29 protein-coding genes are annotated in these 23,854 nt (G+C 69.3%); 18 read left to right on the plus strand and 11 right to left on the minus strand.

Features of this window, described 5'->3' with window-relative positions; translation table 11 throughout:
• The 3 genes from E8D38_RS23950 to E8D38_RS23960 are packed head-to-tail and all read right to left on the minus strand — an operon-like array spanning position 1 to position 2,927.
• Complete coding sequence (locus tag E8D38_RS23950; protein WP_140636410.1) at positions 1 to 747, minus strand: metallophosphoesterase family protein; 747 nt, start codon at positions 745 to 747, stop codon at positions 1 to 3.
• Positions 748 to 774: 27 nt separating this feature from the next.
• Positions 775 to 1,707: an ornithine carbamoyltransferase gene (argF, locus tag E8D38_RS23955; RefSeq protein ID WP_140636411.1), complete on the minus strand. Its 933-nt coding sequence runs from the start codon at positions 1,705 to 1,707 to the stop codon at positions 775 to 777.
• Positions 1,708 to 1,718: 11 nt separating this feature from the next.
• Positions 1,719 to 2,927 (minus strand): aspartate aminotransferase family protein, encoded by a 1,209-nt coding sequence (locus E8D38_RS23960; protein WP_140636412.1) that lies wholly within the window; start codon positions 2,925 to 2,927, stop codon positions 1,719 to 1,721.
• Between the two features lie 168 nt (positions 2,928 to 3,095).
• Between E8D38_RS23960 and E8D38_RS23965 the strand changes: the two genes are divergently transcribed.
• A complete protein-coding gene (locus E8D38_RS23965) occupies positions 3,096 to 3,425 on the plus strand; it encodes a DUF3579 domain-containing protein (RefSeq protein WP_140636413.1) in 330 nt (109 codons plus the stop codon).
• Between the two features lie 47 nt (positions 3,426 to 3,472).
• Here the strand turns inward: E8D38_RS23965 and rpsT are convergent, their stop codons facing one another.
• Positions 3,473 to 3,769, minus strand: a complete 297-nt coding sequence (gene rpsT / locus E8D38_RS23970; protein WP_140636415.1) for a 30S ribosomal protein S20 — start codon at positions 3,767 to 3,769, stop codon at positions 3,473 to 3,475.
• A gap of 159 nt (positions 3,770 to 3,928) precedes the next feature.
• On the opposite strand from rpsT, the gene murJ reads away from it, so the two are divergent.
• From murJ to E8D38_RS24020, 10 genes are all read left to right on the plus strand, one after another.
• The gene (gene murJ, locus E8D38_RS23975; protein WP_140636417.1) at positions 3,929 to 5,494 is read left to right on the plus strand and encodes a murein biosynthesis integral membrane protein MurJ; all 1,566 of its coding nucleotides are present in this window, start codon (positions 3,929 to 3,931) and stop codon (positions 5,492 to 5,494) included.
• 82 nt (positions 5,495 to 5,576) lie between these two features.
• Positions 5,577 to 6,455 carry a SirB1 family protein gene (locus E8D38_RS23980; RefSeq protein WP_140636419.1) on the plus strand — a complete coding sequence of 293 codons (879 nt, stop codon included), beginning with the start codon at positions 5,577 to 5,579 and terminating at the stop codon, positions 6,453 to 6,455.
• 111 nt (positions 6,456 to 6,566) lie between these two features.
• A complete protein-coding gene (locus E8D38_RS23985) occupies positions 6,567 to 7,634 on the plus strand; it encodes an AI-2E family transporter (RefSeq protein ID WP_140636421.1) in 1,068 nt (355 codons plus the stop codon).
• 28 nt (positions 7,635 to 7,662) lie between these two features.
• Positions 7,663 to 8,340, plus strand: coding sequence for a DnaA regulatory inactivator Hda (hda, locus tag E8D38_RS23990; protein WP_140636423.1), 678 nt, complete (start codon positions 7,663 to 7,665; stop codon positions 8,338 to 8,340).
• Positions 8,337 to 9,020 (plus strand): histidinol-phosphatase, encoded by a 684-nt coding sequence (locus E8D38_RS23995; RefSeq protein WP_140636425.1) that lies wholly within the window; start codon positions 8,337 to 8,339, stop codon positions 9,018 to 9,020. Before hda ends, E8D38_RS23995 begins: the two co-directional genes overlap by 4 nt.
• Positions 9,001 to 10,512 carry a polynucleotide adenylyltransferase PcnB gene (pcnB, locus tag E8D38_RS24000; RefSeq protein WP_140636427.1) on the plus strand — a complete coding sequence of 504 codons (1,512 nt, stop codon included), beginning with the start codon at positions 9,001 to 9,003 and terminating at the stop codon, positions 10,510 to 10,512. The genes E8D38_RS23995 and pcnB overlap by 20 nt, the downstream gene beginning before the upstream one ends.
• Positions 10,513 to 10,529: 17 nt before the next feature.
• Complete coding sequence (gene folK / locus E8D38_RS24005) at positions 10,530 to 11,021, plus strand: 2-amino-4-hydroxy-6-hydroxymethyldihydropteridine diphosphokinase (RefSeq protein ID WP_140636429.1); 492 nt, start codon at positions 10,530 to 10,532, stop codon at positions 11,019 to 11,021.
• Positions 11,022 to 11,060: 39 nt separating this feature from the next.
• Positions 11,061 to 11,780, plus strand: coding sequence for a deoxynucleoside kinase (locus E8D38_RS24010; protein ID WP_140636431.1), 720 nt, complete (start codon positions 11,061 to 11,063; stop codon positions 11,778 to 11,780).
• A 57-nt stretch (positions 11,781 to 11,837) separates the two neighbouring features.
• Positions 11,838 to 12,485: a DUF47 domain-containing protein gene (locus tag E8D38_RS24015; RefSeq protein WP_140636434.1), complete on the plus strand. Its 648-nt coding sequence runs from the start codon at positions 11,838 to 11,840 to the stop codon at positions 12,483 to 12,485.
• 40 nt (positions 12,486 to 12,525) lie between these two features.
• Positions 12,526 to 13,536: an inorganic phosphate transporter gene (locus E8D38_RS24020; RefSeq protein ID WP_140636436.1), complete on the plus strand. Its 1,011-nt coding sequence runs from the start codon at positions 12,526 to 12,528 to the stop codon at positions 13,534 to 13,536.
• A gap of 31 nt (positions 13,537 to 13,567) precedes the next feature.
• On the opposite strand, the gene E8D38_RS24025 is transcribed toward E8D38_RS24020, so the two are convergent.
• A complete protein-coding gene (locus tag E8D38_RS24025) occupies positions 13,568 to 14,011 on the minus strand; it encodes a TM2 domain-containing protein (protein WP_246099634.1) in 444 nt (147 codons plus the stop codon).
• Complete coding sequence (locus E8D38_RS24030; RefSeq protein WP_140636440.1) at positions 14,008 to 14,553, minus strand: GNAT family N-acetyltransferase; 546 nt, start codon at positions 14,551 to 14,553, stop codon at positions 14,008 to 14,010. Before E8D38_RS24030 ends, E8D38_RS24025 begins: the two co-directional genes overlap by 4 nt.
• Before the next feature lie 207 nt (positions 14,554 to 14,760).
• Here E8D38_RS24030 and rpsP point away from each other — a divergent pair, with 207 nt between their 5' ends.
• From rpsP to E8D38_RS24060, 6 genes are all read left to right on the plus strand, one after another.
• Positions 14,761 to 15,021 (plus strand): 30S ribosomal protein S16, encoded by a 261-nt coding sequence (gene rpsP, locus E8D38_RS24035; protein WP_140636442.1) that lies wholly within the window; start codon positions 14,761 to 14,763, stop codon positions 15,019 to 15,021.
• Positions 15,022 to 15,046: 25 nt separating this feature from the next.
• The gene (gene rimM / locus E8D38_RS24040; RefSeq protein ID WP_246099635.1) at positions 15,047 to 15,637 is read left to right on the plus strand and encodes a ribosome maturation factor RimM; all 591 of its coding nucleotides are present in this window, start codon (positions 15,047 to 15,049) and stop codon (positions 15,635 to 15,637) included.
• 13 nt (positions 15,638 to 15,650) lie between these two features.
• The gene (trmD, locus tag E8D38_RS24045; RefSeq protein ID WP_140636444.1) at positions 15,651 to 16,406 is read left to right on the plus strand and encodes a tRNA (guanosine(37)-N1)-methyltransferase TrmD; all 756 of its coding nucleotides are present in this window, start codon (positions 15,651 to 15,653) and stop codon (positions 16,404 to 16,406) included.
• A 91-nt stretch (positions 16,407 to 16,497) separates the two neighbouring features.
• On the plus strand, positions 16,498 to 16,851 hold the full coding sequence (rplS, locus tag E8D38_RS24050; protein ID WP_140636446.1) for a 50S ribosomal protein L19: 354 nt from the start codon (positions 16,498 to 16,500) through the stop codon (positions 16,849 to 16,851).
• Between the two features lie 97 nt (positions 16,852 to 16,948).
• Positions 16,949 to 17,641, plus strand: coding sequence for a CoA pyrophosphatase (locus E8D38_RS24055; RefSeq protein ID WP_140636448.1), 693 nt, complete (start codon positions 16,949 to 16,951; stop codon positions 17,639 to 17,641).
• Positions 17,642 to 17,681: 40 nt separating this feature from the next.
• Positions 17,682 to 18,671: a CobD/CbiB family protein gene (locus tag E8D38_RS24060; RefSeq protein ID WP_140636450.1), complete on the plus strand. Its 990-nt coding sequence runs from the start codon at positions 17,682 to 17,684 to the stop codon at positions 18,669 to 18,671.
• Between the two features lie 22 nt (positions 18,672 to 18,693).
• Here E8D38_RS24060 and rsgA read toward each other — a convergent pair whose 3' ends face one another.
• Genes rsgA through E8D38_RS24075 form a run of 3 tightly spaced genes read right to left on the minus strand, consistent with a single transcriptional unit; the run spans position 18,694 to position 21,204 of the window.
• Positions 18,694 to 19,599 carry a ribosome small subunit-dependent GTPase A gene (gene rsgA / locus E8D38_RS24065; RefSeq protein ID WP_140636452.1) on the minus strand — a complete coding sequence of 302 codons (906 nt, stop codon included), beginning with the start codon at positions 19,597 to 19,599 and terminating at the stop codon, positions 18,694 to 18,696.
• Positions 19,600 to 19,606: 7 nt separating this feature from the next.
• Positions 19,607 to 19,936: a 4a-hydroxytetrahydrobiopterin dehydratase gene (locus E8D38_RS24070; RefSeq protein ID WP_140636454.1), complete on the minus strand. Its 330-nt coding sequence runs from the start codon at positions 19,934 to 19,936 to the stop codon at positions 19,607 to 19,609.
• Positions 19,933 to 21,204, minus strand: coding sequence for a M48 family metallopeptidase (locus tag E8D38_RS24075; protein ID WP_140636456.1), 1,272 nt, complete (start codon positions 21,202 to 21,204; stop codon positions 19,933 to 19,935). Before E8D38_RS24075 ends, E8D38_RS24070 begins: the two co-directional genes overlap by 4 nt.
• A 68-nt stretch (positions 21,205 to 21,272) precedes the next feature.
• On the opposite strand from E8D38_RS24075, the gene orn reads away from it, so the two are divergent.
• The gene (gene orn / locus E8D38_RS24080) at positions 21,273 to 21,860 is read left to right on the plus strand and encodes an oligoribonuclease (protein ID WP_140636458.1); all 588 of its coding nucleotides are present in this window, start codon (positions 21,273 to 21,275) and stop codon (positions 21,858 to 21,860) included.
• Between the two features lie 88 nt (positions 21,861 to 21,948).
• On the opposite strand, the gene E8D38_RS24085 is transcribed toward orn, so the two are convergent.
• Positions 21,949 to 22,506: a DUF2087 domain-containing protein gene (locus E8D38_RS24085; protein ID WP_140636460.1), complete on the minus strand. Its 558-nt coding sequence runs from the start codon at positions 22,504 to 22,506 to the stop codon at positions 21,949 to 21,951.
• 259 nt (positions 22,507 to 22,765) lie between these two features.
• Complete coding sequence (gluQRS, locus tag E8D38_RS24090) at positions 22,766 to 23,686, minus strand: tRNA glutamyl-Q(34) synthetase GluQRS (protein WP_140636462.1); 921 nt, start codon at positions 23,684 to 23,686, stop codon at positions 22,766 to 22,768.
• Positions 23,687 to 23,854: the final 168 nt, after the last annotated feature.

Raw genomic sequence — 23,854 nt, forward strand, 5'->3', positions numbered from 1 at the left:
TCAGACCCCGGTGCGCAGCCGCTCGGCCCAGCGCGGCGGCAGGCCGGCGGCGAGCACCTTGGCTGCCGCGGTGTCGAAGTCGTAGGGCACGCGGTGCAACACCAGCTCGAGCGACTCGGTGTCGAAGCTGGCCCAGCAGACCGCCGGGTTGGCGTCGCGCGACTGGCCCGCCGAGCCCGGGATCACCAGCCAGCGCCGCGTGGGCAGCAGCGGCACCGCGACGCCGGGCACCGGCTGGAAGTCGAGCACCTTGGCGGTGGCCGACATGTGGTACAGCCGCGGCTCGTGAACGTGGCCGCAGAAGGTGTAGAGGCGATCGGTGGCCTGCAGGCTGCGCACCGCGTCGCCACGGCTGTGGATGTAGCCCCATTCGGCCGGCGCCCAGGCGTTGGCATGCACGAACAGGCAGTGGCCCAGCGTGGCGGTGAGCGGCAGCGACCCGAGGAACCTCAGCTGCGACGCGTCGAGCTGCGAGCGGGTCCACTGCGACGCGTCCGCGGCTTCCGGGTCCATCGTGGCCGACGGCTCCCGCGCGGTCGCGTTGTCGTGGTTGCCGAGCACCGCCACCGCGCCTTCATGCTCGACCAGGCTGCGGACCTGATCGACCACCCAGGCCGGGTCGGCGCCGTAGCCGACGTAGTCGCCGATGAAGGCGAACCGGTCGACGCCGGCCGCACGGGCCTGCGCGAGGCAGGTCTGCACCGCCTCTCGGTTGGCATGCAGGTCGGTGAGGATGGCGAGCTTCATGGACTGCCCGGGCCCGCGAAAGAAAGGTCAGCCGATGCGGCCCAGCAGCAGGTATTCCATGAGCGCCTTCTGCACGTGCATCCGGTTCTCGGCCTCGTCCCACACGACCGACTGCGGCCCGTCGATCACCTCGGCGGCCACTTCCTCGCCGCGATGCGCGGGCAGGCAGTGCATGAACAGCGCATCCTTGCGGGCCACGCCCATCATCTCGGCGTCGACGCACCAGTCGGCGAAGGCCTTGCGGCGCTCTTCGTTCTCGGCCTCGTAGCCCATGCTGGTCCAGACGTCGGTGGTCACGAGGTGGGCGCCGCGGCAGGCGTCCATCGGGTCCTTGAAGACCTTGTAGCAGCCGGTGTTGGTGATGCCGGCCACGGCCGGGTCGACGCCGTAGCCGCTGGGGGTGCTCACATGCACGGTGAAGCCCAGGATCTCGGCCGCCTGCAGCCAGGTGTTGGCCATGTTGTTGCCGTCGCCCACCCAGGCCACCACCTTGCCCTGGATGGCGCCGCGGTGCTCGATGTAGGTGAACAGGTCCGCGAGGATCTGGCAGGGGTGGAACTCGTTGGTGAGCCCGTTGATCACCGGCACGCGCGAATGCGCGGCGAAGCGCTCGATCTTGGCCTGCTCGAAGGTGCGGATCATCACCAGGTCGACCATGCGGCTGATCACGCGCGCCGAGTCCTCCACCGGCTCGGCGCGACCGAGCTGGCTGTCGCCGGTGGTGAGGTGCACCACCGAGCCGCCCATCTGGTACATGCCCGCCTCGAAGCTCACGCGGGTGCGGGTGGAGGCCTTCTCGAAAATCATCGCCAGCGTGCGGTCGACCAGCGGCTGGTACTTCTCGTAGTTCTTGAAGCGCTTCTTGATGATGGCGGTGCGCTCGAACAGGTAGGCGTATTCCTCTGCGCGGAAGTCCTTGAACTGCAGGTAGTGCTTGCTGAGAGTCTGGCCGGGTTTCATGTTCATCGCGCTCAGGCAGCCGGCTTGGCGGCGAGGAAGTCCTTGATCAGGGGCACCAGGCGGGTGACGATCTCGCGCGCTTCGGCCTCGGTCAGGATGAGCGCCGGCAGCAGGCGCACCACCTTGTCGGCCGTCACGCTGATCAGCAGCCCCGCCTCTGCGGCGCGGCCCAGCAGCTCGCCGCAGGGGCGGTCGAGCTCGATGCCGAGCATGAGGCCCTGGCCGCGGATTTCCACCACGCCCGGGTTGCCGGCGAACTCGCGCTCGAACTCGGCCTTCAGCAGCGCGCCCTGGCGCGCGGCGTTGTCGAGCAGCTTGTCCTCTTCCATGATGCGCAGCGTCTCGATGCCGGCGCGCATGGCCAGCGGGTTGCCACCGAAAGTGGTGCCGTGGTTGCCCGGGCCCAGCACGTTGGCGGCCTTCGGCCCGCAGACGATGGCGCCCACCGGCACGCCGCCCGCCAGGCCCTTGGCCAGCGGCATCACGTCGGGCTTGATGCCGGCCCACTGGTGCGCGAACCACTTGCCGGTGCGGCCGACGCCGCATTGCACCTCGTCGATCATCAGCAGCCAGCCGCGCTGGTCGCAGATGCGGCGCACCGCCTGCAGGTACTCGGCGCGCGCCGGGTTGATGCCGCCCTCGCCCTGGATCGTCTCGAGGAACACCGCCACCACGTTGGGCCGCGTCTTGGCCACTTCCTCGACCGCCGCGATGTCGTTCAGCGGCACCCGCACGAAACCGGGCACCAGCGGCTCGAAGCCCTTCTGCACCTTGGTATTGCCGGTGGCCGACAGGGTGGCGATCGAGCGGCCGTGGAAGGCGCGTTCGTAGACCACGATCTCCGGCAGGTCGATGCCCTTGTCGTGACCGTACTTGCGGGCGATCTTGATGGCGCCCTCGTTGGCCTCGAGCCCCGAGTTTCCGAAGAACACGTTCGACAGGCCCGACAGCTCGCACAGCTTGGCGGCGAGCTGCTCCTGCAGCGGCATCTGGTAGTAGTTGGAGCAGTGGATCAGCCTGGCCACCTGGTCCTGCAGCGCCGGCACCAGCTTCGGATGGGCGTGGCCGAGCGTGTTGACCGCGATGCCGGCGAGCGCGTCGAGGTACTCGCGACCCTGCGTGTCCCACACCCGGACGCCTCGGCCATGCGACAGCGCAAACGGCAGGCGGCCGTAGGTGTTCATCACGTGCGAGGTGTTCGGGGTCGCGGTGTCGGTCATCGTCTGGCTCCAGAAGAAAGAGGGCGCGGACCGGAAGAGGGCCGCGCCTGCAACATTCTAAGAGTGCGTGATGAATCACCCGCGGCCGCTCGCCCCCGGTTCCGGCGAGCTGTTGCGCTGCAGCACAATACGCGTTTCGCGTTCGCGCTCCCGCCTGTCCGCCGTACCGTGTCCACGCCGCAGTCCAAATCCCGCGAAGTCTTCATCCAGGGCCTCACCAAGGACGGCAAGACCTTCCGGCCGAGCGACTGGGCCGAACGCCTGGCGGGCGCCATGTCGTGCTTCCGCCCCGGCGGCGGCCTGCGGGGCCCCGGGGCGCACATCGGCTACTCGCCGTACTGCGTGCCCACGGTGATCGACGGCGTGAAATGCGTGGTGGTCAACGAGGCGCTGCGGGACATCGAGGTGATGGCCTGGGACTTCGTCATGAACTTCGCCCGGGACAACAACCTCCAGGTCATCGAGGCCTGCCTGCTGCCCGAGCCCGGCCCCAAATGAAAAGGCCCGCTTTCGCGGGCCTTCGTTCGTTCACCTGGAAATCGGGTTCAGGCAGCCAGCGCCTTGACCTTGGCCGACAGGCGGCTCTTGTAGCGAGCGGCCTTGTTCTTGTGGAAGATGCCCTTGTCGGCGATCGAGTCGATCACGCTCTGGGCGGACTTGAAGGTTTCAGCAGCCTTGCTCTTGTCGCCGGCCGACACGGCCTTGAGCACGCCCTTGATGGCGGTGCGGAACTTCGAGCGCAGGGAGGAATTCGCCGCGTTCAGCTTGACGTCCTGACGCGCGCGCTTGCGGCCCGACGCCAGTCGAACCGTCTTTTTCTTGGCTTTGGAGGAGGTGGCCATGTGTGTATTTACCCCAGGTGAACGGCTGGAAAGCCGGCGAGTATAGCACGCACCGCCTGCTTTCGATAGCCGGCCGGCGGGGCGTTAGTAGGCACTTCCTATAATCGCGCCCGCTTTCGTCCCCGCCCGGACCGCCTGCGACCGAAAAGAACCTGCCGAATGAACCTGCTGCGTGCCGCCTCCCTGGTTTCCCTGCTCACCCTGGCGTCGCGCATCACCGGGCTGGTGCGCGAGCAGATGGTGGCCGCGGCCTTCGGCGCCAGCGCGATGACCGACGCCTTCAACGTGGCGTTCCGCATCCCGAACCTGCTGCGCAGGCTGTTCGCCGAAGGCGCGTTTTCGCAGGCCTTCGTGCCCATCCTGGCGGCCAGCCGCGCCGCCGATGGCGACGAAACCACCCACCGGCTGATCGACGCGGTGGCCACCGTGCTCTTCTGGGCGCTGCTGGTCACCTGTGTGCTGGGGGTGGTGGGGGCGCCGCTACTGGTGCTGCTGATCGGCGAGGGCCTGCGCCAGAGCGGCGGCTTCGACGTGGCCACCGGGCTCACCCGCTGGATGTTCCCCTACATCGGCTTCATGTCGCTGGTGGCGCTGTCGGCCGGCATCCTCAACACCTGGAAGCGTTTCGCGGTGCCCGCCGCCACCCCGGTGCTGCTGAACCTGAGCTTCATCGCGGCCGCCTGGCTGCTGGTGCCGCGCTTCCAGGGCTGGGGCGTCGAGCCGATCTATGCGCTGGCGGTCGGCGTCATGGTGGGCGGGCTGCTGCAGCTGGCCGTGCAGGTGCCGGCGCTGCGCAAGATCGGTGCGCTGCCGCACATCGGGCTGGGCCCGCGGGCCATTCGCGCGGCCTGGTCGCACGAAGGAGTGCATCGTGTGCTCCGGCAGATGGCGCCGGCGCTGCTGGGCGTGTCGGTCGCCCAGATCTCGCTGCTGATCAACACCCAGATCGCGACCCAGCTCGGCGCCGGCGCGGTGTCGTGGCTCACCTATGCCGACCGGCTGATGGAGTTCCCGACGGCGCTGCTGGGCGTGGCGCTGGGGGTGGTGCTGCTGCCGCAGCTGTCGGCCGCCCAGGCCCGCGACGACGCCGCCGGCTATTCGGCGCTGCTCGACTGGGGCCTGCGGCTGGTGGTGCTGCTGGCCCTGCCCTGCGCGGTGGCGCTGCTGATCATTCCGCAGGCGCTGGTGTCGGTGCTCTACCACCGCGGCGCCTTCAGCGCGCAGGACGTGCAGCAGACGGTGGTGGCCCTGATGGGCTATGGCGCCGGCCTCATGGGCCTGGTCGGCCTCAAGGTGCTGGCGCCGGGCTATTACGCCAGGCAGGACATCCGTACGCCGGTGCGCGTCGCCGTGGTGGTGCTGGTGCTGACCCAGCTGATGAACCTCGTGTTCGTGCCGAAGCTCGGTCACGCCGGATTGGCGCTTTCGATCGGGGTCGCCGCCTTGATCAACGCGGGCTGGCTCCTGTGGGGCCTGCGCCGGCGCGGCAGCTACCAGCCGCTGCCCGGCTGGTTCGGTTTCGGACTGCGGGTGGTGCTGGCGGCGGGCGTGATGGGTGCCGGGCTGCTGTGGGCTTCGCGGCGTTTCGACTGGGTGGCGCTGGGCGCCAACGAACTCCTGCGTGCCGGCTGGCTTGCCGCAGTGATCCTGGGCGCGGTGGTGGTGTACTTCGCCGTGCTGGCGGCCGCCGGCCTGCGAATCAAGACCTTCATCAAACGGGCCTGAGCCCCGGCGGGCGGCAATCTCAATCTGTTTCTGCGGGTTGCCGCTCCCTCCTCCCGCAGCAGCACCGACCTACACTGAACCCATGCAGTACCTGCCGTCCGCGTCGGTGTCCCGCCTGGACTACTTCGCCATGCTGGTGGCCGACGATGCGAGCTTCGCGCTTACCGAGGCTGCTGCCTCGCTGGCGCAAGACGAATACCCCACCCTCGACGTGCAGGGCGTGCTGGCCGAGATCGACACGCTGGCCGACCGTCTGAAGCGGCGCATTCCGTCCGACATGGTGCCGATCCAGAAGCTGCGGCTGCTGAACCGCTACTTCTTCGACGAGCTGGGTTTTGCCGGCAACGTGAACGACTACTACGACCCGGGCAACAGCTATCTGCACAGCGTGCTCAGCACGCGCCGGGGCATCCCCATCTCGCTGGGCGTGCTCTACATCGAGCTGGCCAACCAGGTCGGCCTGTCCGCCCGGGGCGTGTCCTTCCCCGGCCACTTCCTGGTGAAGCTGCGCATGCAGTCGGGCGCGCAGCACGGCGACGTGGTGATCGACCCCTTCAGCGGGCAGTCGCTGTCGCGCGAGGACCTCGACGAACGGCTGGCACCCTACCGGCGCCGCCAGGGCCTGGCGGGCGAGGACGAACTCCCGCTCGGCCTCTTCCTCCAGGCGGCGGCGCCGCGCGAGGTGCTCGCCCGGATGCTGCGCAACCTGAAGGAGATCCACCGCTCCGCGGGCGACTGGCCGCGGGTGCTGCCGGTGCTCGAGCGCCTCGTCGTGCTGCTGCCGCAGGACTGGGCAGAACGCCGCGACCGCGGCCTGGCGCTGGCCGAGGTGGGCCAGTACGAGGCGGCCGCCGCCGACCTGAGCGAGTACCTGGCGCACACCCCGGGTGCACGGGACCATGCCGCGATGTCGGGGCGTCTTGAGGAAATGCGCAGCCAGCGACGGCCGCGGCTGCACTGAAATCAACCCGCGGGCGCCGTCCGCCCGTCCGGGCGGCCACTAGAATCCGCGCGGTTCCCCGCGCAAGCGGGTGTTCGCCCCGCAGAGTTCCACCCCCTCGAACCCACCCACATGCAGCTGTCCCCCTCGCAGAAACGCACGCTCGCCTGGGCCGGCATCGGGCTGGCCGTCGTGCTGCTGCTGTGGCTGCTGGCCCCGGTGCTGGCGCCCTTCGTGCTGGCCGCCGTGCTGGCCTATGTGCTGCGGCCGGCCGCCGAGAGCCTGGCCAGGCGCACCCGCATGCCGCGCTGGCTGGCCATCCTGCTGGTCGAGCTGCTGGCCATGCTGGTCGCGTTGGCGGTGCTGCTGCTCATCGTGCCCATCCTCAGCAAGGAACTGCCGCTGCTGCGCGAGCAGATCCCCGTGCTGGCGGCCCGGGCCAACGATCGCCTGGCGCCCTGGCTGGCCCAGTTCGGCATCCATGTGTCGCTCGACGTGGAGAGCCTCAAGGGCTTCGTCGTCAAGTACTTCAACGCCAACTTCGAAGACTGGCTGGGCACCATCCTGAGTTCGGCTCGCATCGGCGGCAGCTTCCTGCTCGCCATCCTGGGCAATGCGGTGCTGGTGCCGGTCGTGCTGTTCTACCTGATGCTCGACTGGGACCACCTGGCGAAGCTGCTGCACGAGCTGGTGCCGCTGCGCCTGCGCAGCAACGTGCACCAGTTCGCCACCGAGTGCGACTACGTGCTCGGCCAGTACCTGCGTGGCCAGCTGCTCGTGATGTTCATCATGGCCGTCTACTACAGCGTCGGCCTGGCCCTGTTCGGCTTCGACCTCGCCGTGCCGGTGGGCGTGTTCACCGGCGTGGCGATGTTCATTCCCTACCTCGGCTTCGGCGTCGGCCTGGTGCTGGCGCTGCTGGCCGGCGTGCTGCAGTTCGCGAGCCTGTACGGCCTGCTGGCGGTGGCGGCGGTGTTCGGGCTGGGGCAGGTGGTCGAAAGCTTCTTCCTCACCCCACGCCTGGTCGGCGAGCGTATCGGGCTGCACCCCATCACGGTGATCTTCGCCTTGCTGGCCTTCGGTCACCTGCTGGGTTTCGTGGGCGTGCTGGTGGCCTTGCCGCTGTCGGCCATCGGGCTGGTGGCGGTGCGCCGCCTGCGCGCCCTCTACCTGGGCAGCCGCCTCTATTCGGGCGCCTGATGCTCCCTTCGATTTCGAGATCCAGACCATGAAGCAGCTGCCGCTGCTGATGTCCGCAGGGCCCACGCCCGGCTTCGAGAACTTCGTCACTGGCCGCAATGCCCAGGCGCTGGACCACTTGAGCCGCTGGCCGCTGCCGGCCACGCCCGTCTACCTCTGGGGGCCGGCGGGCAGCGGCAAGAGCCACCTGCTGCAGGCGCTGGCGCGGCAGTCAGAGCTGCACGGCGAACGCGTGGGCGGCTTCTCGCCGCGCGACGCCACGCCCTGGGCCTTCGACGAAAGCTGGCGTGCCATCGTGCTGGACGACTGCGACGGCTTCGACGAGGCCCAGCAGCACGCGGCCTTTGCACTGTTCGTCGAGGCGGCCACCCATGGCCTGCCGGTGGTGGCTGCCGGCAGCGTGCCGCCGGTCGACCTGCGGGTGCGCGACGACCTGCGCACCCGCCTCGGCTGGGGCCTCGTGTTCCAGCTGGAGCCGCTTTCGGAGTCCGAGGTGCGCGCCGTGCTGCGCCGCGAGGCGGACCGGCGCGGCATCTTCCTGTCCGACGAGGTGATGGGCTACCTGCTCACCCGCTTCGCCCGCGACCTCGGTTTCCTGATGACCCTGCTCGACCGGCTGGACACCTTTGCGCTGGCCAATCAGCGTGCCGTGACGGTGCCGCTGCTCAAGCAGATGCTGGCCGAAGGCGGCCACGACATGCCATGAACCTCGCCCTGTTCGACCTCGACCACACGCTGCTGCCGCTCGATTCCGACCATGCGTTCGGCGAGTTCATGGTGCGCATCGGCTGGGCTGACGACGAGGTATTCCGCGCCGGCAACGACGCCTTCTACAAGCAGTACCTCGCCGGCCGCCTGGACATCGAGGCCTACATCGACTTCACCACCCGGCCGTGGCGCGGCCGCACCGACGCCGAGCGGGCCTCGGCGCACCAGCGCTTCATGGACGAGGTGATCGCGCCGCAGCTGAGGCCGGCGGCGCTGCAACTGGTGGAGCGCCATCGGGCGCAGGGCGACGCGATCGCCATCGTGACCGCCACCAACGAGTTCGTCACCCGCCCGATCGCGGCTGCCTTCGGGGTGGCCGAGCTCATCGCGGTGGAACTGCACCGCGACGACACGGGTAACATCACCGGTCGCATCCACGGCGTGCCGTCCTACCGCGAGGGCAAGATCACCCGGGTCGAGCAATGGCTGGCGGCGCAGGGACGTTCGCTGGCCGAATTCAAGCGCGTGAGCTTCTACAGCGACTCGCCGAACGACCTGCCGCTGCTGGAGCGGGTGAACGATCCGGTGGCGACCAATCCGTCACCGGCCCTGGAAGCGGTGGCACGCGAGCGCGGTTGGCGCATCCTGAAACTCTTCGATGATCAAGAAATTCATTGACAAGCTGCTCGGCAAGAACGGCAGCAACGCGGCCGGCGGCCCCAAGAAGGTCTCCGGCAAGCGCGTGGAGGTGGGCAAGGCGGAACACGGCATCGACCCGGCGCTGGTGGACGAGCGCGCCGTCAAGGTGGTCGCCACGCTGAAGGAAGCCGGCCACGAGGCCTACATCGTCGGCGGCGCGGTGCGCGACCTGCTGCTGGGGCTGCGGCCCAAGGACTTCGACGTCGCGACCAACGCCACGCCCGAGCAGGTGAAGGCGCTGTTCCGCCGCGCCTTCATCATCGGCCGGCGCTTCCGCATCGTCCACGTGGTGTTCGGCCGCGGCCGGGAGCACGAGGTGATCGAGGTCTCGACCTTCCGGGCCTATCTCGACAATGCGGCGGCCGAGCAGGTCGAGGGCAACGAAAAGACCTCCAAGCAGGACCTCGTCGGCAAGAGCCACGTCGTCGATGCCAGCGGCAGGGTGCTGCGCGACAACGTGTGGGGCCCGCAGATCGAGGACGCGGCCCGCCGCGACTTCACCGTCAACGCGCTCTACTACGACCCGCAGACCGAGATCGTGGTCGACTACCACGGCGGCATCAAGGACGCCAAGAAGCGCGTGCTGCGCATGATCGGCGACCCGGTGACCCGGTACCGCGAAGACCCGGTGCGCATCATCCGCGTGGTGCGTTTCGCCGCGAAGCTGGGCTTCGAGATCGAGCCGAAGACTCGCGCGCCCATCAAGGAGATGGCGGCGCTGCTCGACAACGTGCCGCAGTCGCGCCTGTTCGACGAGATGATCAAGCTGCTGCAGACCGGCCATGCGCTCGCCTCGCTGGAAGAGCTGCGCAAGCAGGGCCTGCACCGCGGCGTGTTTCCGGTGCTCGACGTGGTGCTCGACGAGGCGCACCGCCACGACGGCCGAGAGAAGTTCGTGCAGCTGGCGCTGGCCGACACCGACCGCCGCGTCAACGAGGACAAGCCGGTGGCGCCGAGCTTCATGCTCGCGAGCATGCTGTGGCACGACGTGCAGAAGCGCTGGGAGCAGCTCAAGAAGAAGGGCGAGCCGCCGTTCCCGGCGCTGCAGCAGGCCATCGACGAGGTGTTCAACGCCCGCATCGGCGACATCTCCGGCCGCGGCAAGCTGGCGGCCGACATGCGCGAGATCTGGATGATGCAGCCGCGCTTCGACCGGCGCACCGGCAGCGGTCCGGCCAGCCTGGTCGAGCAGCCGCGCTTCCGGGCGGGCTTCGACTTCCTGCGCCTGCGGGCCGACGCCGGCGAGGCCGACCCCGAGCTGGCGCGCTGGTGGGAGGCCTTCTCGCTGGCCAGCCCCGGCGAGCGGCATGCCCTGGTCGACCAGGCCCGGCAGCAGGAACACGCCAGGCGCGTGGCCGCCGGACCGGACGCGTCGGCGCCGGCTGCCAAGAAGCGGCGGCGCCGCCGCCGCAAGCCGGCGGTCGAAGGCGGCGGCAGTGCCGACGTGGCGCCGGCCGGCGGCGACGCGTAGACGGGGCCGGGCAGCCCATGACGCCGACGCGCTGCTACATCGGCCTCGGCGCCAACCTCGGCGATGCGCTCGCCACCTTGCGCCAGGCCGTCGACGCGCTGGGCCGGCTGCCTCACAGCCGGCTGGCGGCGGTGTCCTCGCCATACCGCACGGCGCCCATCGACTCGTCGGGCCCCGACTACTTCAATGCGGTGGCCGCGCTCGACACCGAACTGCCGCCGCGCGAGCTGCTGCAGGCCTTGCAGGCCATCGAAGCCGCGCACGGGCGCGAGCGGCCGTATCGCAACGCACCGCGCACGCTCGACCTCGACATGCTGACGTTCGGCGAGGTAGTGCTGGACGAGCCCGGCCTCGTGCTGCCGCATCCGCGCCTGCAGGAGCGGGCCTTCGTGCTGCATCCGCTGCTGGAGCTCGCCCCCGCGATCGTGCACCCCACGCGGGGGCCGCTTTCCGCCTGCCTCGGCGCGGTGGCAGGGCAGGCCATCGAGCGGCTGCCGGCGTGGCAGTGAGGGGCGGGGCCGCGCAGGCGGCTTCCTAGAATCGCCGCGATGACAGGATTCAACCCGTTCACCCGTTTCCGGCACATCGCCATCGAAGGGCCCATCGGCGTCGGCAAGAGCTCGCTCACCCGCAGGCTGGCGGCCCTGTTCGGGGCCCGGGCCTTTTTCGAGAAGCCCGAGGAGAACCCCTACCTCGAGCGCTACTACGCCGCCGGCACCGAGGACCTTTCAGCCAACCCGTATGCGCTGCAGACGCAGCTGTTCTTCCTGTTCCAGCGCCTGGAGCAGATGCGCGAGCTGATGCAAGGCGGCATGTTCGACGGTGGGCTGGTGAGCGATTTCACCTTCGAGAAGGACGCGCTGTTCGCACGGCTCACGCTGGGCGACGAAGACCACCGCCTGTACACGCAGATCCATCGCCGCTACGCGCCGCAGGTGCCGGCGCCCGACCTCGTCATCTGGCTGCAGGCCTCCACCACGACGCTGCAGGCGCGCATCGCGCGGCGCGGCCTGGCCATGGAGCAGGACATCGCCGACGCCTACCTGCAGGATCTGGCCGGCGCCTATGCGCCGCACTTCGAAGCAAGCGCCGTTCCCTGGCTGGCCGTCGACACCGAAGCCTTCAACCCGGCGGCACGCGGGACCGACATGCAGCGCTTGCTCGGCTGGCTCGAGAACTTCCGCGGCCCGCGTGAATTCGCCGGGCCCGCGGGGGGCATGGCGTCGCTGTCGACATCCGGGGCTACACTCCCGGCGTTGAAAATTTGATGACACCGACCCGGCTGCATGGTGCAGGCCGGGTCGCGTTGTTTCGGAGCGCCCTTCATGCTCTTTGGCAAGCTGCTGCCCCGCGAGGGCAACTTCTTCGAGCTGTTCAACCAGCACGGCGACCAGATCATCGCGGGCTCGCGCGCCTTCATGGCGATGGTGGAGAACTACGCGGACGGCACGCTGCGCGAGCAGCATGCGGCGAGCGTGGACCATGCCGAGCACCAGGCCGACAAGATCACGGCTGAAGTGAACCGGCTGCTGCACAAGACCTTCATCACGCCGATCGACCGCGAGCAGATCCACGGCCTCATCAACGCGATGGACGACGTGCTCGACCTGCTGCAGGATTCCGCCGAAACCATGCAGCTATACGACGTGCGCGCCATGACCGAGGAAACCCTGCGCCTGGCGGACCTGTCGGCCAAGTGCTGCGAACGGGTCGCCCACGCGGTGGGCCTGCTGCCCAAGATCAGCGACCACGCTGCGGTGGAAGCCGCGCTCAAGACCTGCGAGGAGATCGACAAGCTCGAGTCCGACGCCGACCGCGTGATGCGTGCCGCGATGTCCAAGCTGTTCCGCGAGCAGGAGGACGTGCGCGAGCTCATCAAGCTCAAGGCCATCTACGAGCAGCTCGAGTCCATCACCGACCGCTGCGAGGATGTCGCGAACCTGATCGAGGGCATCGTCCTCGAGAACTCCTGATCCGCGTGGCCGCGCCTCGCGCCTCACGTCTGTCACGCTGATGGAAACAGTCCAGCTCGGTTTCTGGGTGGTCGCAACGCTGGTCGTGCTGGCCGTCGCGTTCGACTTCATGAACGGCTTCCACGACGCGGCGAATTCCATCGCCACCGTCGTGTCCACGGGGGTGCTCAAGCCGCAGCAGGCGGTGGTGTTCGCGGCGCTGTTCAACTTCATCGCGGTGTTCGTGTTCCACCTGAGCGTGGCGGCCACCATCGGCAAGGGCATCGTGATGCCGGGCATCGTCGACGCTCACGTGGTGTTCGGTGCGCTGGTCGGGGCCATCGCCTGGAACGTCATCACCTGGTGGTACGGCATCCCGTCGAGCTCATCGCATGCGCTGATCGGCGGCATCGTCGGCGCAGTCATCGCCAAGTCAGGCGTGAGCGGGCTGGTGGCCGCCGGCGTGCTGAAGACGGTCGCCTTCATCTTCGTGTCGCCGCTGCTGGGCTTCACCCTCGGCTCGCTGCTGATGGTGGTGGTGGCCTGGCTCGTGCGGGGCACCACGCCGCTGCGGGTGGACCGCTGGTTCCGCCGCGCCCAGCTGCTGTCGGCCGGCCTGTACAGCCTCGGCCATGGCGGCAACGATGCGCAAAAGACCATCGGCATCATCTGGATGCTGCTCATCGCCACCGGCTATGCCAGCACGGCCGACAAGCTGCCGCCCACCTGGGTGATCTGGACCTGCTACATCGCCATCGCGCTGGGCACCATGTTCGGCGGCTGGCGCATCGTCAAGACCATGGGCCAGAAGATCACCAAGCTCAAGCCGGTGGGCGGCTTCTGCGCCGAAACCGGCGGGGCGATGACGCTGTTCCTTGCCACGGCGCTGGGGATTCCGGTGTCCACCACCCACACCATCACCGGCGCCATCGTCGGGGTGGGCTCCACGCAGCGCGCCTCGGCGGTGCGCTGGGGCGTGGCCGGCAACATCGTCTGGGCCTGGATCTTCACCATCCCCGCCTCGGCCTTCATCGCGGCCGTGTTCTACGGCATGAGCCTGTACCTGTTCTGAGTGGCCGCGCACGCCGAGGGGCGGGCGGCGGTCACTGGCTGATCTTGCGGGCTTCCTCGATCTGGTATTCGAAGTAGCGCTGCCCGCTGAAGGCGATGGTCGCCATCAGCACGGCGGCGCCCAGCATCAGCGCCAGCACCACCGCAAACACGGTGGACCAGCCGGTCTTGTGCTCGGGCCCCTGCGGGTTGAAGCGGGCGTTCCAGCGCTCGTCGGGCATCAGGCCGTACAGGATGGCCCACAGCGCGCCCTGCGCCACCATGAGCCCGGCCAGCGGGATGAGCGCCCAGGCCAGGCGGTCGTCCTGCCCCAGCTGCTGCATGCGCAGCAAGCCCCAGGCGCCCAGCAGCGTGGGCCACGGGTGCAGCCACCCCCAGCCGTCGCGCAGGCCGTGGAGGTAGAAGCGGTGCAGGCCGAGGCTGCCGGCCAGCAGCGCGATCCAAGCCGCCAGCGTCTTGGACTTGTAGCCGTTCACGATGCCGCGCCGTACTCGGCCGGCTCCCGGCTGTCGCCCGAGCCCAGGCTGCGCTGCATCAGCACCACGTCCAGCCAGCGGTCGAACTTCCAGCCGACCGATTTCATGACGCCCAGGTCCGAAAAGCCGAGCGACCGGTGCACGCCGATCGAGCCGGCGTTGGCCGAGTCGCCGATCACCGCCAGCATCTGGCGCGCGCCCGCCGCCTCGCAGCGGGCCAGCAGTTCGGCCAGCAGCAGCCTGCCGATGCCCTGGCCCTGCGCGTCGGGCGCGAGGTAGATCGAGTCCTCGAGCGCGAAGCGGTAGGCCATGCGCGGGCGGAAGTGGTTGGCATAGGCATAGCCCAGCACCTGGCCGCCCCGCTCGGCCACCAGCCAGGGCAGGCCCTTGGACAGGACGTCGTCGCGGCGCCTGCCCATCTCTTCGACGCCGGGAGACTCGAGTTCGAAGGTGCCTGTGCCGTTTTGCACATGCCAGCCATAGATGGCGGTGATGGCGGGGACGTCTTCAGGCGTGCTGGGGCGGATGAGGAGCGGCTTCATCGGAAGTAGGTGGCAACAGGTCGCTTCGAGTTTATAATGCGCGGTTTCGGTGCTGGCCTCGGCACTGCCTTTCGAGAAGGTGTACGGGGCGTATCTAACCTCACCGATCTACGGTGCCGGGCCCGCGAGGGCAGGGCGCCTCGGACTGACAAGCCCCGCGTGTCTCCCGGGTGCGGCAGTCGCTTCCATAGTCCTTGAGGAAACATCATGGTCGTGATTCGACTCGCACGTGGCGGCTCCAAGAAGCGCCCGTTCTTCAACATCGTCGTCAGCGACTCGCGCAACCGCCGCGATGGCCGCTTCCTGGAGCGCATCGGCTTCTACAACCCGATGGCCGCCGAAACCGAGCAGGGCCTGCGCGTGGCATTCGACCGCTTCGAGCACTGGACCGGCAACGGCGCCCAGCCGTCGCCCACGGTCGTGCGCCTGGTCAAGCAGGCCAAGGCCACTGTCGCTCCCGCAGCCTGAAGCTGCGGCGCCGAGGCGGCTTGACGTGAGCGTGTTCACGCTCGACGACGAGCAGGTCGCCTGGCCTGACGACGCGGTCGAGGTCGGCCGCATCGTCGACGCCTGGGGCATCAAGGGCGGGATCAAGGTCCTGCCCTTCTCCTCGGATCCCCAGGCTCTGTTTTCAACCCGCCGCTGGTACCTCCAGCCGCCTGCCGGCAAGCCTCGCCCGGCCGGCGCGCCGGCGCTGCCGGTGCGCCTGCGCATCACGCAGGCCAAGGAGCATGGCGACGTCGTGGTCGCCACCGCCCAGGAAGTGCCCGACCGCAATGCGGCCGAGGCCTTGAAGGGCGCGCGCGTGTTCGTGCCGCGCTCCAGCTTCCCCACCGCCGCGACCGACGAGTTCTACTGGGTCGACCTGATCGGCCTGGCCGTGGTCAACCGCGAGGGCGTTGCGCTCGGTACGGTGGCCGACCTGCTCGACACCGGCGCGCACAGCGTGCTGCGGGTGGTGCGCCAGACCGAAGGCGAAAAGCCGGAAGAGGAAGAGCGCCTGATCCCCTTCGTCGCGCAATACGTCGACCAGGTCGACATTCCCGGCCGACGCATCCTGGTGGACTGGGGCCTCGACTACTGAGCGGGCGGGCCAGGTGCGCTTCGACGTCATCACGCTGTTCCCCGAACTGTTCGCGCCGTTCCAGGCCACCGGGGTGACGCGGCGCGCCTTCGAGTCCAGGACGGTGGACGTGCGCCTGTGGCCGCTGCGCGACTTCGCCGAGGACAACTACCGCCGCGTCGACGACCGGCCCTACGGCGGCGGCCCGGGCATGGTGATGCTGGTCGAGCCGCTGGAAAGGGCGCTCGCGGCCATCCGTGCGGAACAGGCCGCAGCCGGCCTCGCGCCGACGCGCGTGGTGCTGTTCAGCCCGGCCGGCACGCCGCTTTCGCAGTCCCGCGTCACCGCGCTGGCGCAGCAGCCGGGGGCGGTGCTGGTGTGCGGCCGCTACGAAGGCATCGACCAGCGCTTCGTCGATGCCCATGTCGACGAGGAGCTGAGCCTGGGCGACTTCGTGCTCTCCGGCGGCGAGCTGCCGGCGCTGGCCCTGCTCGATGCCGTGGCGCGGCTGAAGCCCGGCGTCCTCAACGACGCCCAGTCGCATGTGCAGGACAGCTTTTCCGACGGTCTGCTCGACTGCCCCCACTACAGCCGGCCCGAGCAGATGCCTGACGGGCGGGCCGTGCCGCCGGTGCTGCTGTCGGGCCACCATGCCGACATCGCCCGCTGGCGGCGCGAGCGCCAGCTCGAGTTCACCGCCCGGCGCCGCCCCGACCTCATTGCCGCGGCGCGGGCAGCCGGGCGGCTTTCGAAGGCGGATGAGCGCTTTCTGGCCGGCCTTCAGCTATAATGGCCGGCTTTTCGATCCTCTGCCGGGCCGCCACGGGCCATGTGCCCAGAACCGCATGGGCGAGCGCCGACACGATCACTTGGAGAACCTCATGGATCTGATCCGCCAGCTCGAGCAAGAAGAAATTGCTCGCCTCAACAAGAACGTCCCCGCCTTTGCCCCTGGCGACACGGTCATCGTCAACGTCAACGTGGTCGAAGGCACCCGCAAGCGTGTGCAGGCCTACGAAGGCGTGGTGATCGCCAAGCGCAACCGCGGCCTGAACTCCAGCTTCATCGTCCGCAAGATCTCCAGCGGCGAAGGCGTGGAGCGTACCTTCCAGCTCTTCAGCCCGCTGATCGCTTCCATCGAAGTGAAGCGCCGCGGCGATGTGCGCCGCGCCAAGCTGTACTACCTGCGCCAGCGCAGCGGCAAGTCGGCCCGCATCAAGGAAAAGCTGGCCTGAGCGAAGCGACAAGCGGCCCGATGATCGACCTCGGTTCCGCCCACATGCGAAAAAGCCGCCTTGCGTCCCGCAGGCGGCTTTTTTGTCGTCGGTGAGCATGTCCCAGCAAACCCCTCGCTTCGACCCTGAACTGCTGCCGGTGATCGGCACCGGCGCCGACCTGCCGCGCGTGCCCCTGGAGCGCCTGCGGCCCGATGCGCTGCGCGAGCACTTCGCCGCGCCGCCGGCCTGGACGCCGGAGCTGATCGCCGAGCGGCAGGTGTCCGACCGGCCGCCGGCGCGTGCCTCGGTGCTGGTGCCGCTGGTGCTGCGCGACGAGCCGACCCTGCTGCTGACCCGCCGTACCGCCCACTTGCGCGACCATGCCGGGCAGATCAGTTTCCCGGGTGGCCGTGCCGAACCGGACGACGTGGACGCCGCTGATACGGCGCTGCGCGAAACCGAAGAAGAGATCGGCCTTGCGCGTTCGTACGTCGAGGTGATCGGCCTGCTGCCCGAATACACCACGGTGACCAACTTCATCGTCACGCCGGTGGTGGGCCTGGTGACGCCGGGGTTCGCACCCACCCCCGATCCCTTCGAGGTGGACGACGTATTCGAGGTGCCGCTGGCCTTCATCCTCGACCCCGCCAATCACGAGCGCCGCCTCATCGAATGGCAGGGCGAGCACCGCGAGGTGTTCGCGATGCCCTGGGAAGACCGCCTCGCCGACGGCACGGTGCTGCGCTACTTCATCTGGGGCGCCACGGCGGCGATGCTGCGCAATCTCTATCGCTGCCTGATCGCCTGATGCGCGTCTTGCGGCCGCAAGCCGTCGCTATGATGCCGGCATGAGTTTTTTCGCCGTGCTGTGTGCTCTGCTGATCGAGCAACTGCGGCCCCTGCCGCGCAATAACTGGGTTCACGACTCGCTGATCGGCTGGGTTCGCTGGACCGGCCGCAACTTCGATGCGGGCAAGGAACATCACGCCTGGGTCGTGTGGTGCATCACGGTGCTCACGCCGGCCGCACTGGTCGCGCTGGTCTACCTGCTCGCCGCGCATTTCAGCCTGCTGCTGGCGCTGGGCTGGAACGTGGTGGTGCTGTACCTCACGCTCGGGTTTCGCCACTTCAGCCATTACTTCACCGACATCCGCGACGCACTCGAGCGGGGCGATGAACTCGCCGCCCGCCGGCTGCTCGCCGAATGGCGCCATCTCGACGCCAGCGAGTTGCCGCGTGCCGAGCTGCTGCGCCATGTGATCGAGCACTCGCTGCTCGCAGCGCACCGCCACGTGTTCGGCGTGTTCTTCTGGTTCATTGTGCTGTCTGCGGTCGGCCTGGGGCCGATGGGCGCCGTGCTGTACCGCATGGCGGAGTTCGCGACCCGCTACTGGGCCTTCAAGAGCCGCACCGTGGGCGTGCCGACGAACGAGCGGCTCATGCAGTTGTCGCAGCGCCTGTTCGGGCTGCTCGACCACCTGCCGGCCCGCCTCACCGCCTTTGGTTTTGCGGTGGTCGGCAACTTCGAGGAAGCGGTGGAGTGCTGGCGGCGCTATGCGTCGCTCTGGCGCCAGCCGCACGAGGGGGTGATCCTCGCGGCGGCTGCCGGCGCGGTGGGTGTGCGGCTGGGCGGCGGCGCGGCACCGGGCCTCACGCCCGACCGGTCCAAGACCTTCGAGGTGGGGGTTGATGCTCAGTCCACCGAGGCCGAGGGCTCCACCCCCGGCATGGCGCCCGAATTCGGACACCTGCGCAGCGTTGTCGGCCTCGTCTGGCGCTCCGTGGTGCTGTGGATGCTGCTGCTGGCGCTGCTGTCGCTGGCGAACCTGCTGGGCTGAGCCGCCGCTGCTGGCCCGGCGCCTACCAGCGCTTCTGGCTCAGCTCTTCGAACAGCTCGCAATAGATGCGGTAGCGCGAAGCGCTCACTTCGCCCGCGTCCACCGCCTGGCGCACCGCGCAGCCCGGCTCGTGCAGGTGGGTGCAGTTGTAGAAGCGGCATTGCCCCGAGTAGCCGCGCAGGTCGCGCATGTGCGAGGCCAGCTCGGTGGCTTCCACCTGCTTGAGCCCGAACTCCTGGAAGCCCGGCGAGTCGAGCAGGGCCGACTCGTGTTGCGGGTCGAGCCAGTACCACTGCGTGCTGGTGGTGGTGTGGCGGCCGGAGTTCAGCGCCTGCGAGACCTCCCCGACCTGCGCGCTCGCATCCGGCACCAGCGTGTTGATGAGCGTGCTCTTGCCCGTGCCCGAGGGGCCGAGCACCAGCGTGCTGCGCCCCTGCAGCAGCGGCATCAGCATGGCGGTGGAGCCGCCGCGGTCGCCGCGAAGCGAACACTCCAGCACCTCGTGGCCCATGTCGCGATACGGTTTCAGGCGCTGCCGTGCGGCCTCGGCCTGGGGCAGGTCCACCTTGTTCAGGCCGATGCGCACCGCGATGCCGGCCTGCTCCGCCGCGATCAGCGCGCGTGCCAGCTGCGACTCGCTGAACACCGGCTCCACCGCCACCCACACGAGCAGCTGGTCGATGTTGGCGGCGAACGACTTGGTGCGCCATTCGTCCTGGCGGAAGAAGAGATTGCGGCGCGGCTCGATGTGCTCGATGACCCCTTCGTCGCCCGCGGCTTGCCAGCGCACGCGGTCGCCCACCACGGCGTCGCTCTTCTTGCCGCGCGGGTGGCAGATCAGCCGTTCGCCGTCGGGGGTTTCGACGATGTAGTGGCGGCCATGGTTGGCCACCACGAGGCCCGTGTCGAGGACGACCGCCTTCGTCAAGCAGGCCTCACGGCTGCAGCAGTGCGTCGGCCTTCGCCGCGCAGATGAAGTCGTTGATCGAGATGCCGCCCACCGAATGGGTGTTGAAGCGCACCACGCAGCGGTCGTAGCTCACCGCCAGATCCGGATGATGGTCCTGGCCATGCGCGATCCAGGCCAGCGCGTTCACGAAGGCCATGGTCTCGTGGTAGTTGGCGAAGGAGAAGGTCTTCTCGATGGCGCCGCCCTGGAGCGACCAGCCTTGCACCTTCTTCAGGTGGTCTTCGATCTCCTGCGACGTCATGGGGCCGCCCTGCAGCGGCACCACGCACTTCATCATGGCCAGCTCGCGACTCATACGCCCTCCATGGCCGCCAGCCGCTCCGAAGCCGGCGGGTGCGAGTAGTAGAACCGCACGTACAGCGGGTCGGGCGTCAGCGTCGAGGCATTGTCCTCGTAGAGCTTGAGCAGTGCGCCCGCCAGGTCCTTGGCGCTGGCCTGCGCGCAGGCATAGGCGTCGGCCTGGAACTCATGCCGGCGCGACAGCCCGGCAAACAGCGGCGAGACGAAGAAGCCGAACACCGGCCCGGCCAGCAGGAACAGCAGCAGCGCCAGCGCGTCGTTCGGCGCGCCTTCGCCGAGGTTGGGCGACACGCCGAGCCCGGCATAGAACCAGGCCTGCTGGGCCAGCCAGCCCAGCAGCGCAAAGCCGGCCAGGCTGAGCGCGAACATCGAGACGATGCGTTTCTGCACATGCTTGTGCTTGAAGTGGCCCAGCTCATGCGCGAGCACCGCCTCCACCTCGCCCGGGTTCAGCTTGGCGAGCAGCGTGTCGAAGAACACGACCCGCTTGGCGGCGCCGAAGCCGGTGAAATAGGCATTGGCATGGGCAGAGCGGCGTGAGCCGTCCATCACGTACAGGCCCTTGGCGGCAAAGCCGCAGCGTGCCATGAGCGCCTGCACCCGGGTCTTCAGCGCATCGTCCTCGAGTGGCTGGAACTTGTTGAACAGCGGCGCGATGACCGTGGGGAAGAGCACGAGCATCAGCAGATTGAATCCCATCCAGGCCCCCCAGGCCCACAGCCACCACATCGGCCCCGCCGCACCCATGAGCCACAGGATCAGCGCGGCGATCGGCAGGCCGAGCACCGCGCCCAGCAGCACGCCCTTGGCCAGGTCGGCCAGCCAGAGGCCGAGGGTCATGCGGTTGAAGCCGTACTGCTGCTCGATGCGGAAGGTGCTCCAGGCCTCGAACGGAAGGTCGATCAGGCCGCCGATGAGCACGAAGGCCGACAGCAGCGCGAGCTGGTAGGCCATGCCGCCCCAGCGCGGCAGCACCACATCGCGCAGCGCGACGTTCAGCGCGCCCAGGCCGCCCAGCAGCGTCCAGCCCAGCAGCACCGCGGCGCCCACGGCCATGGTGAGCAGGCCGAAGCGCAGCTTGGCGATGGTGTAGTCGGCGGCGCGCTGGTGTGCGGCCAGCGACACCGTGCCGGCAAACGGGGCCGGCACGCTGCCGCGGTGCGCGGCCACGTGGCGCACCTGCCGGGAGGCGAGCCACAGCCTGGCCAGCAGCGAGGCGGCCAGGAAGCCGGCAAAGACGAAGGTGAGGACGGAAGACTGCATGGGCGCCGAGTTTACGGTTTGGCCCTGCGAGTTGGCCGACAATGGCCGCTCCTCAGGAAGGCTCTCCCATGACCGACACCAGCACCGCCGCCGATACCGCCGCCACCGCCCTGCAGCCGAGCGACCAGAACCTGATCTGGATCGACCTCGAGATGACCGGCCTGAAACCCGACAGCGACCGCATCATCGAGATCGCCGTGGTGGTCACCGACCCGACGCTGGCCGTCCGCGTGGAAGGTCCGGTGTATGCCGTGCACCAGAGCGACGCGACGCTCGACGGGATGGATGCCTGGAACAAGGGCACCCACGGCCGCTCGGGCCTCATCGACCGGGTGAAGGCCTCCTCGGTCAACGAGGCACAGGCGCAGGCCGACCTGATCGCCTTCCTGAAGCACTTCGTGCCCGCCGGCAAGTCGCCGATGTGCGGCAACTCGATCTGCCAGGACCGCCGCTTCCTCGCCAACTACATGCCCGAGCTGGAAGCCTTCTTCCACTACCGCAACCTCGACGTCAGCACGCTCAAGGAGCTGGCGCGGCGCTGGAAGCCGGCGGCGCTGGAAGGCTTCAAGAAGGCGCAGAAGCACACGGCGATGGCCGACATCCACGAGTCGATCGACGAGCTGCTGCACTACCGCGAGCACCTGCTCGCGGTCTGATGCAGCCGTCGCGAGCACCTGCTCGCGGTCTGATGCAGCCGTCGCGAGCACCTGCTCGCGGTCTGATGCAGCCGTCGCGAGCACCTGCTCAGCCGCGCCGCGCCCGCAAGGCGCGCAGCAGCGCGGCCACCTCAGCCTGCGGCCGGGCCGCCACCTTGCGGTATTCGGAGCCATCGGGCTTGCGCTCGAGCAGCCGCATGTTGATGAGCTCGCGGCGCAGGATGCAGTGGTCGCCGAAGGTGTGGTGCGCATTGAGCACCTCGTTGACCTCGCGCTCGGTGTAGCGGCGCTTGCCGTCGAAGCGCATCCACAAGCCCCACAGCAGCAACCGCTGCGTCGAGTACTTGATCGGCCAGCGCGTCAGGCGCCCGTGGTCGTCGAACAGCCGCAGCGCCCGCTGGGCTGCGTCGGTCAGTGTCGCGGCAACTGGCGGGGCGGCTTGCGGCAGGGCTGCGGGCGCTGCCGCCTGCAGGCTCTGCAGGTTGCGGTGCCCGGCGGCGCGCGCCAGCATGTTGAGCAGCTCCACATGGCCGGGCGGCCGCGCCTCGCGCTCGAACCGGTCGAGCAGCTGGCGGCGCAGCGCCTTCGCAAAGCTGGAGAGATCGGCTGCGTGCAAGGGCACGAGCTCGCGGGAAGAAGCAGTCATCGTCGGTTCTCCGTCCGATGCGCCGGGCCCGGCAACGGGGCCGGGGGCTGGGGTTGCCGACTTGCAGCGCGGCGCACGGGGCGAAACCGCATCAGGACAAGTTTGTATGGGCAGGTTTAGCTCGCGAGCGGATCGCGCGGCAACGCCTGGGTGAACTGCCGACCGAGCCCGCACTGTAGCAGCCACGCCGGCACTGGACTTCGAGGCGGCCGCAGGCGCCGGCTTCGAGGAGGTGGCCGCCACACGTCCTCGCGCGCGGTCATGCGCAAGCGGCTGTGAGCCTGCCCCAGCCGGCCACCGCGGCGGCCAGCCAGCCAGGCAGGTCGGCGGCGGCGAACTGCGGCAGGCCCAGCACCTGAGCGGCGGCCTGCAACGCGGCCAGCGGGTCGTCCAGCGCCAGCGCCTGCGCGCCGTTCTGCTTCGACAGCTTCTCGCCGTTGGGGCCGAGCACCAGTGGCGTGTGCAGATAGCGCGGGGCCGGCAGGCCGAGGCAGCGCTGCAGGTGGATCTGGCGCGGCGTGTTGTCGGCGAGGTCCTCGCCCCGCACCACGTCGGTCACGCCCTGCTCGGCGTCGTCCACCACCACCGCGAGCTGGTAGGCCCACAGGCCGTCGGCTCGCTGCAGCACGAAGTCGCCCACTTCTGCGGTGACGTCCTGCCGCTGCCGGCCCAGCCGGCGATCGAGCCAGTCGATCAGCAGCGGCGGGGCCTCGTCCATGCGGTCGGCCGGGTGCATCGCGCAGACCAGCCGGGCCGACCGCGGCGCCTTGCCACGCAGGCCGCCGTGGCTGGGCCGGCAGGTGCCGGGGTAGGCGAGTTCGCCGTGGCGGCTGCGTTGCCGGCCCGAGGCCCCGAGCCCCAGCTCGATGTCGCGCCGGGTGCAGCCGCAGGGGTAGGCCCAGCCGGCCGCAAGCAGGCGGTCGAGCGCGTTCCGGTAGAGCGGACCGCGGCGGCTCTGCCATTGCGGCGGCTCGTCGGGCAGCAGCCCCACCGCGGCCAGCTGCCGCAGGATCTCGTGGTCGGCACCGGGCACGCAGCGGGGGCCGTCGACGTCTTCGATGCGCACCAGCCAGCGCCCGCCGTGCGCGCGCGCGTCGAGCCAGCTCGCCAGCGCCGCCACCAGCGAGCCGGCATGCAGCGGCCCGGTGGGCGAAGGGGCGAACCGGCCGACGTAGCTCATGGCGCTAGGGCCTGTTAACGCTATTTGGAGCCTCACGCTTGGATGCCTGGGGGCGCAGGCCTAGGCGCCGCCGAGGCGGTGTGCTCACTGCACACAACGAGGCGGCAACGACGGCATGCGCCCCCAGGGACCCAAGCCCTGCGGGTGATCCCAGGAAACGGGCGCCCT

It is taken from the genome of Methylibium rhizosphaerae, assembly GCF_006386545.1.
Taxonomy (GTDB): domain Bacteria; phylum Pseudomonadota; class Gammaproteobacteria; order Burkholderiales; family Burkholderiaceae_C; genus Pseudorivibacter; species Pseudorivibacter rhizosphaerae.

What these genes read in the sequence shown, in the direction of transcription:
- rpsT (WP_140636415.1), bottom strand. Translation starts at nt 3,769, where the DNA reads ATGGCCACCTCCTCCAAAGCCAAGAAAAAGACGGTTCGACTGGCGTCG.
- argF (WP_140636411.1), bottom strand. Translation starts at nt 1,707, where the DNA reads ATGAAACCCGGCCAGACTCTCAGCAAGCACTACCTGCAGTTCAAGGAC.
- E8D38_RS23960 (WP_140636412.1), bottom strand. Translation starts at nt 2,927, where the DNA reads ATGACCGACACCGCGACCCCGAACACCTCGCACGTGATGAACACCTAC.
- E8D38_RS23995 (WP_140636425.1), top strand. Translation starts at nt 8,337, where the DNA reads ATGAACCTCGCCCTGTTCGACCTCGACCACACGCTGCTGCCGCTCGAT.
- E8D38_RS23980 (WP_140636419.1), top strand. Translation starts at nt 5,577, where the DNA reads ATGCAGTACCTGCCGTCCGCGTCGGTGTCCCGCCTGGACTACTTCGCC.
- rpsP (WP_140636442.1), top strand. Translation starts at nt 14,761, where the DNA reads ATGGTCGTGATTCGACTCGCACGTGGCGGCTCCAAGAAGCGCCCGTTC.
- E8D38_RS24020 (WP_140636436.1), top strand. Translation starts at nt 12,526, where the DNA reads ATGGAAACAGTCCAGCTCGGTTTCTGGGTGGTCGCAACGCTGGTCGTG.
- hda (WP_140636423.1), top strand. Translation starts at nt 7,663, where the DNA reads ATGAAGCAGCTGCCGCTGCTGATGTCCGCAGGGCCCACGCCCGGCTTC.
- E8D38_RS24060 (WP_140636450.1), top strand. Translation starts at nt 17,682, where the DNA reads ATGAGTTTTTTCGCCGTGCTGTGTGCTCTGCTGATCGAGCAACTGCGG.
- E8D38_RS23950 (WP_140636410.1), bottom strand. Translation starts at nt 747, where the DNA reads ATGAAGCTCGCCATCCTCACCGACCTGCATGCCAACCGAGAGGCGGTG.
- rplS (WP_140636446.1), top strand. Translation starts at nt 16,498, where the DNA reads ATGGATCTGATCCGCCAGCTCGAGCAAGAAGAAATTGCTCGCCTCAAC.
- E8D38_RS24055 (WP_140636448.1), top strand. Translation starts at nt 16,949, where the DNA reads ATGTCCCAGCAAACCCCTCGCTTCGACCCTGAACTGCTGCCGGTGATC.
- pcnB (WP_140636427.1), top strand. Translation starts at nt 9,001, where the DNA reads ATGATCAAGAAATTCATTGACAAGCTGCTCGGCAAGAACGGCAGCAAC.
- folK (WP_140636429.1), top strand. Translation starts at nt 10,530, where the DNA reads ATGACGCCGACGCGCTGCTACATCGGCCTCGGCGCCAACCTCGGCGAT.
- E8D38_RS24015 (WP_140636434.1), top strand. Translation starts at nt 11,838, where the DNA reads ATGCTCTTTGGCAAGCTGCTGCCCCGCGAGGGCAACTTCTTCGAGCTG.
- orn (WP_140636458.1), top strand. Translation starts at nt 21,273, where the DNA reads ATGACCGACACCAGCACCGCCGCCGATACCGCCGCCACCGCCCTGCAG.
- E8D38_RS24075 (WP_140636456.1), bottom strand. Translation starts at nt 21,204, where the DNA reads ATGCAGTCTTCCGTCCTCACCTTCGTCTTTGCCGGCTTCCTGGCCGCC.
- E8D38_RS24010 (WP_140636431.1), top strand. Translation starts at nt 11,061, where the DNA reads ATGACAGGATTCAACCCGTTCACCCGTTTCCGGCACATCGCCATCGAA.
- E8D38_RS24070 (WP_140636454.1), bottom strand. Translation starts at nt 19,936, where the DNA reads ATGAGTCGCGAGCTGGCCATGATGAAGTGCGTGGTGCCGCTGCAGGGC.
- gluQRS (WP_140636462.1), bottom strand. Translation starts at nt 23,686, where the DNA reads ATGAGCTACGTCGGCCGGTTCGCCCCTTCGCCCACCGGGCCGCTGCAT.
- E8D38_RS23985 (WP_140636421.1), top strand. Translation starts at nt 6,567, where the DNA reads ATGCAGCTGTCCCCCTCGCAGAAACGCACGCTCGCCTGGGCCGGCATC.
- E8D38_RS24030 (WP_140636440.1), bottom strand. Translation starts at nt 14,553, where the DNA reads ATGAAGCCGCTCCTCATCCGCCCCAGCACGCCTGAAGACGTCCCCGCC.
- murJ (WP_140636417.1), top strand. Translation starts at nt 3,929, where the DNA reads ATGAACCTGCTGCGTGCCGCCTCCCTGGTTTCCCTGCTCACCCTGGCG.
- E8D38_RS24085 (WP_140636460.1), bottom strand. Translation starts at nt 22,506, where the DNA reads ATGACTGCTTCTTCCCGCGAGCTCGTGCCCTTGCACGCAGCCGATCTC.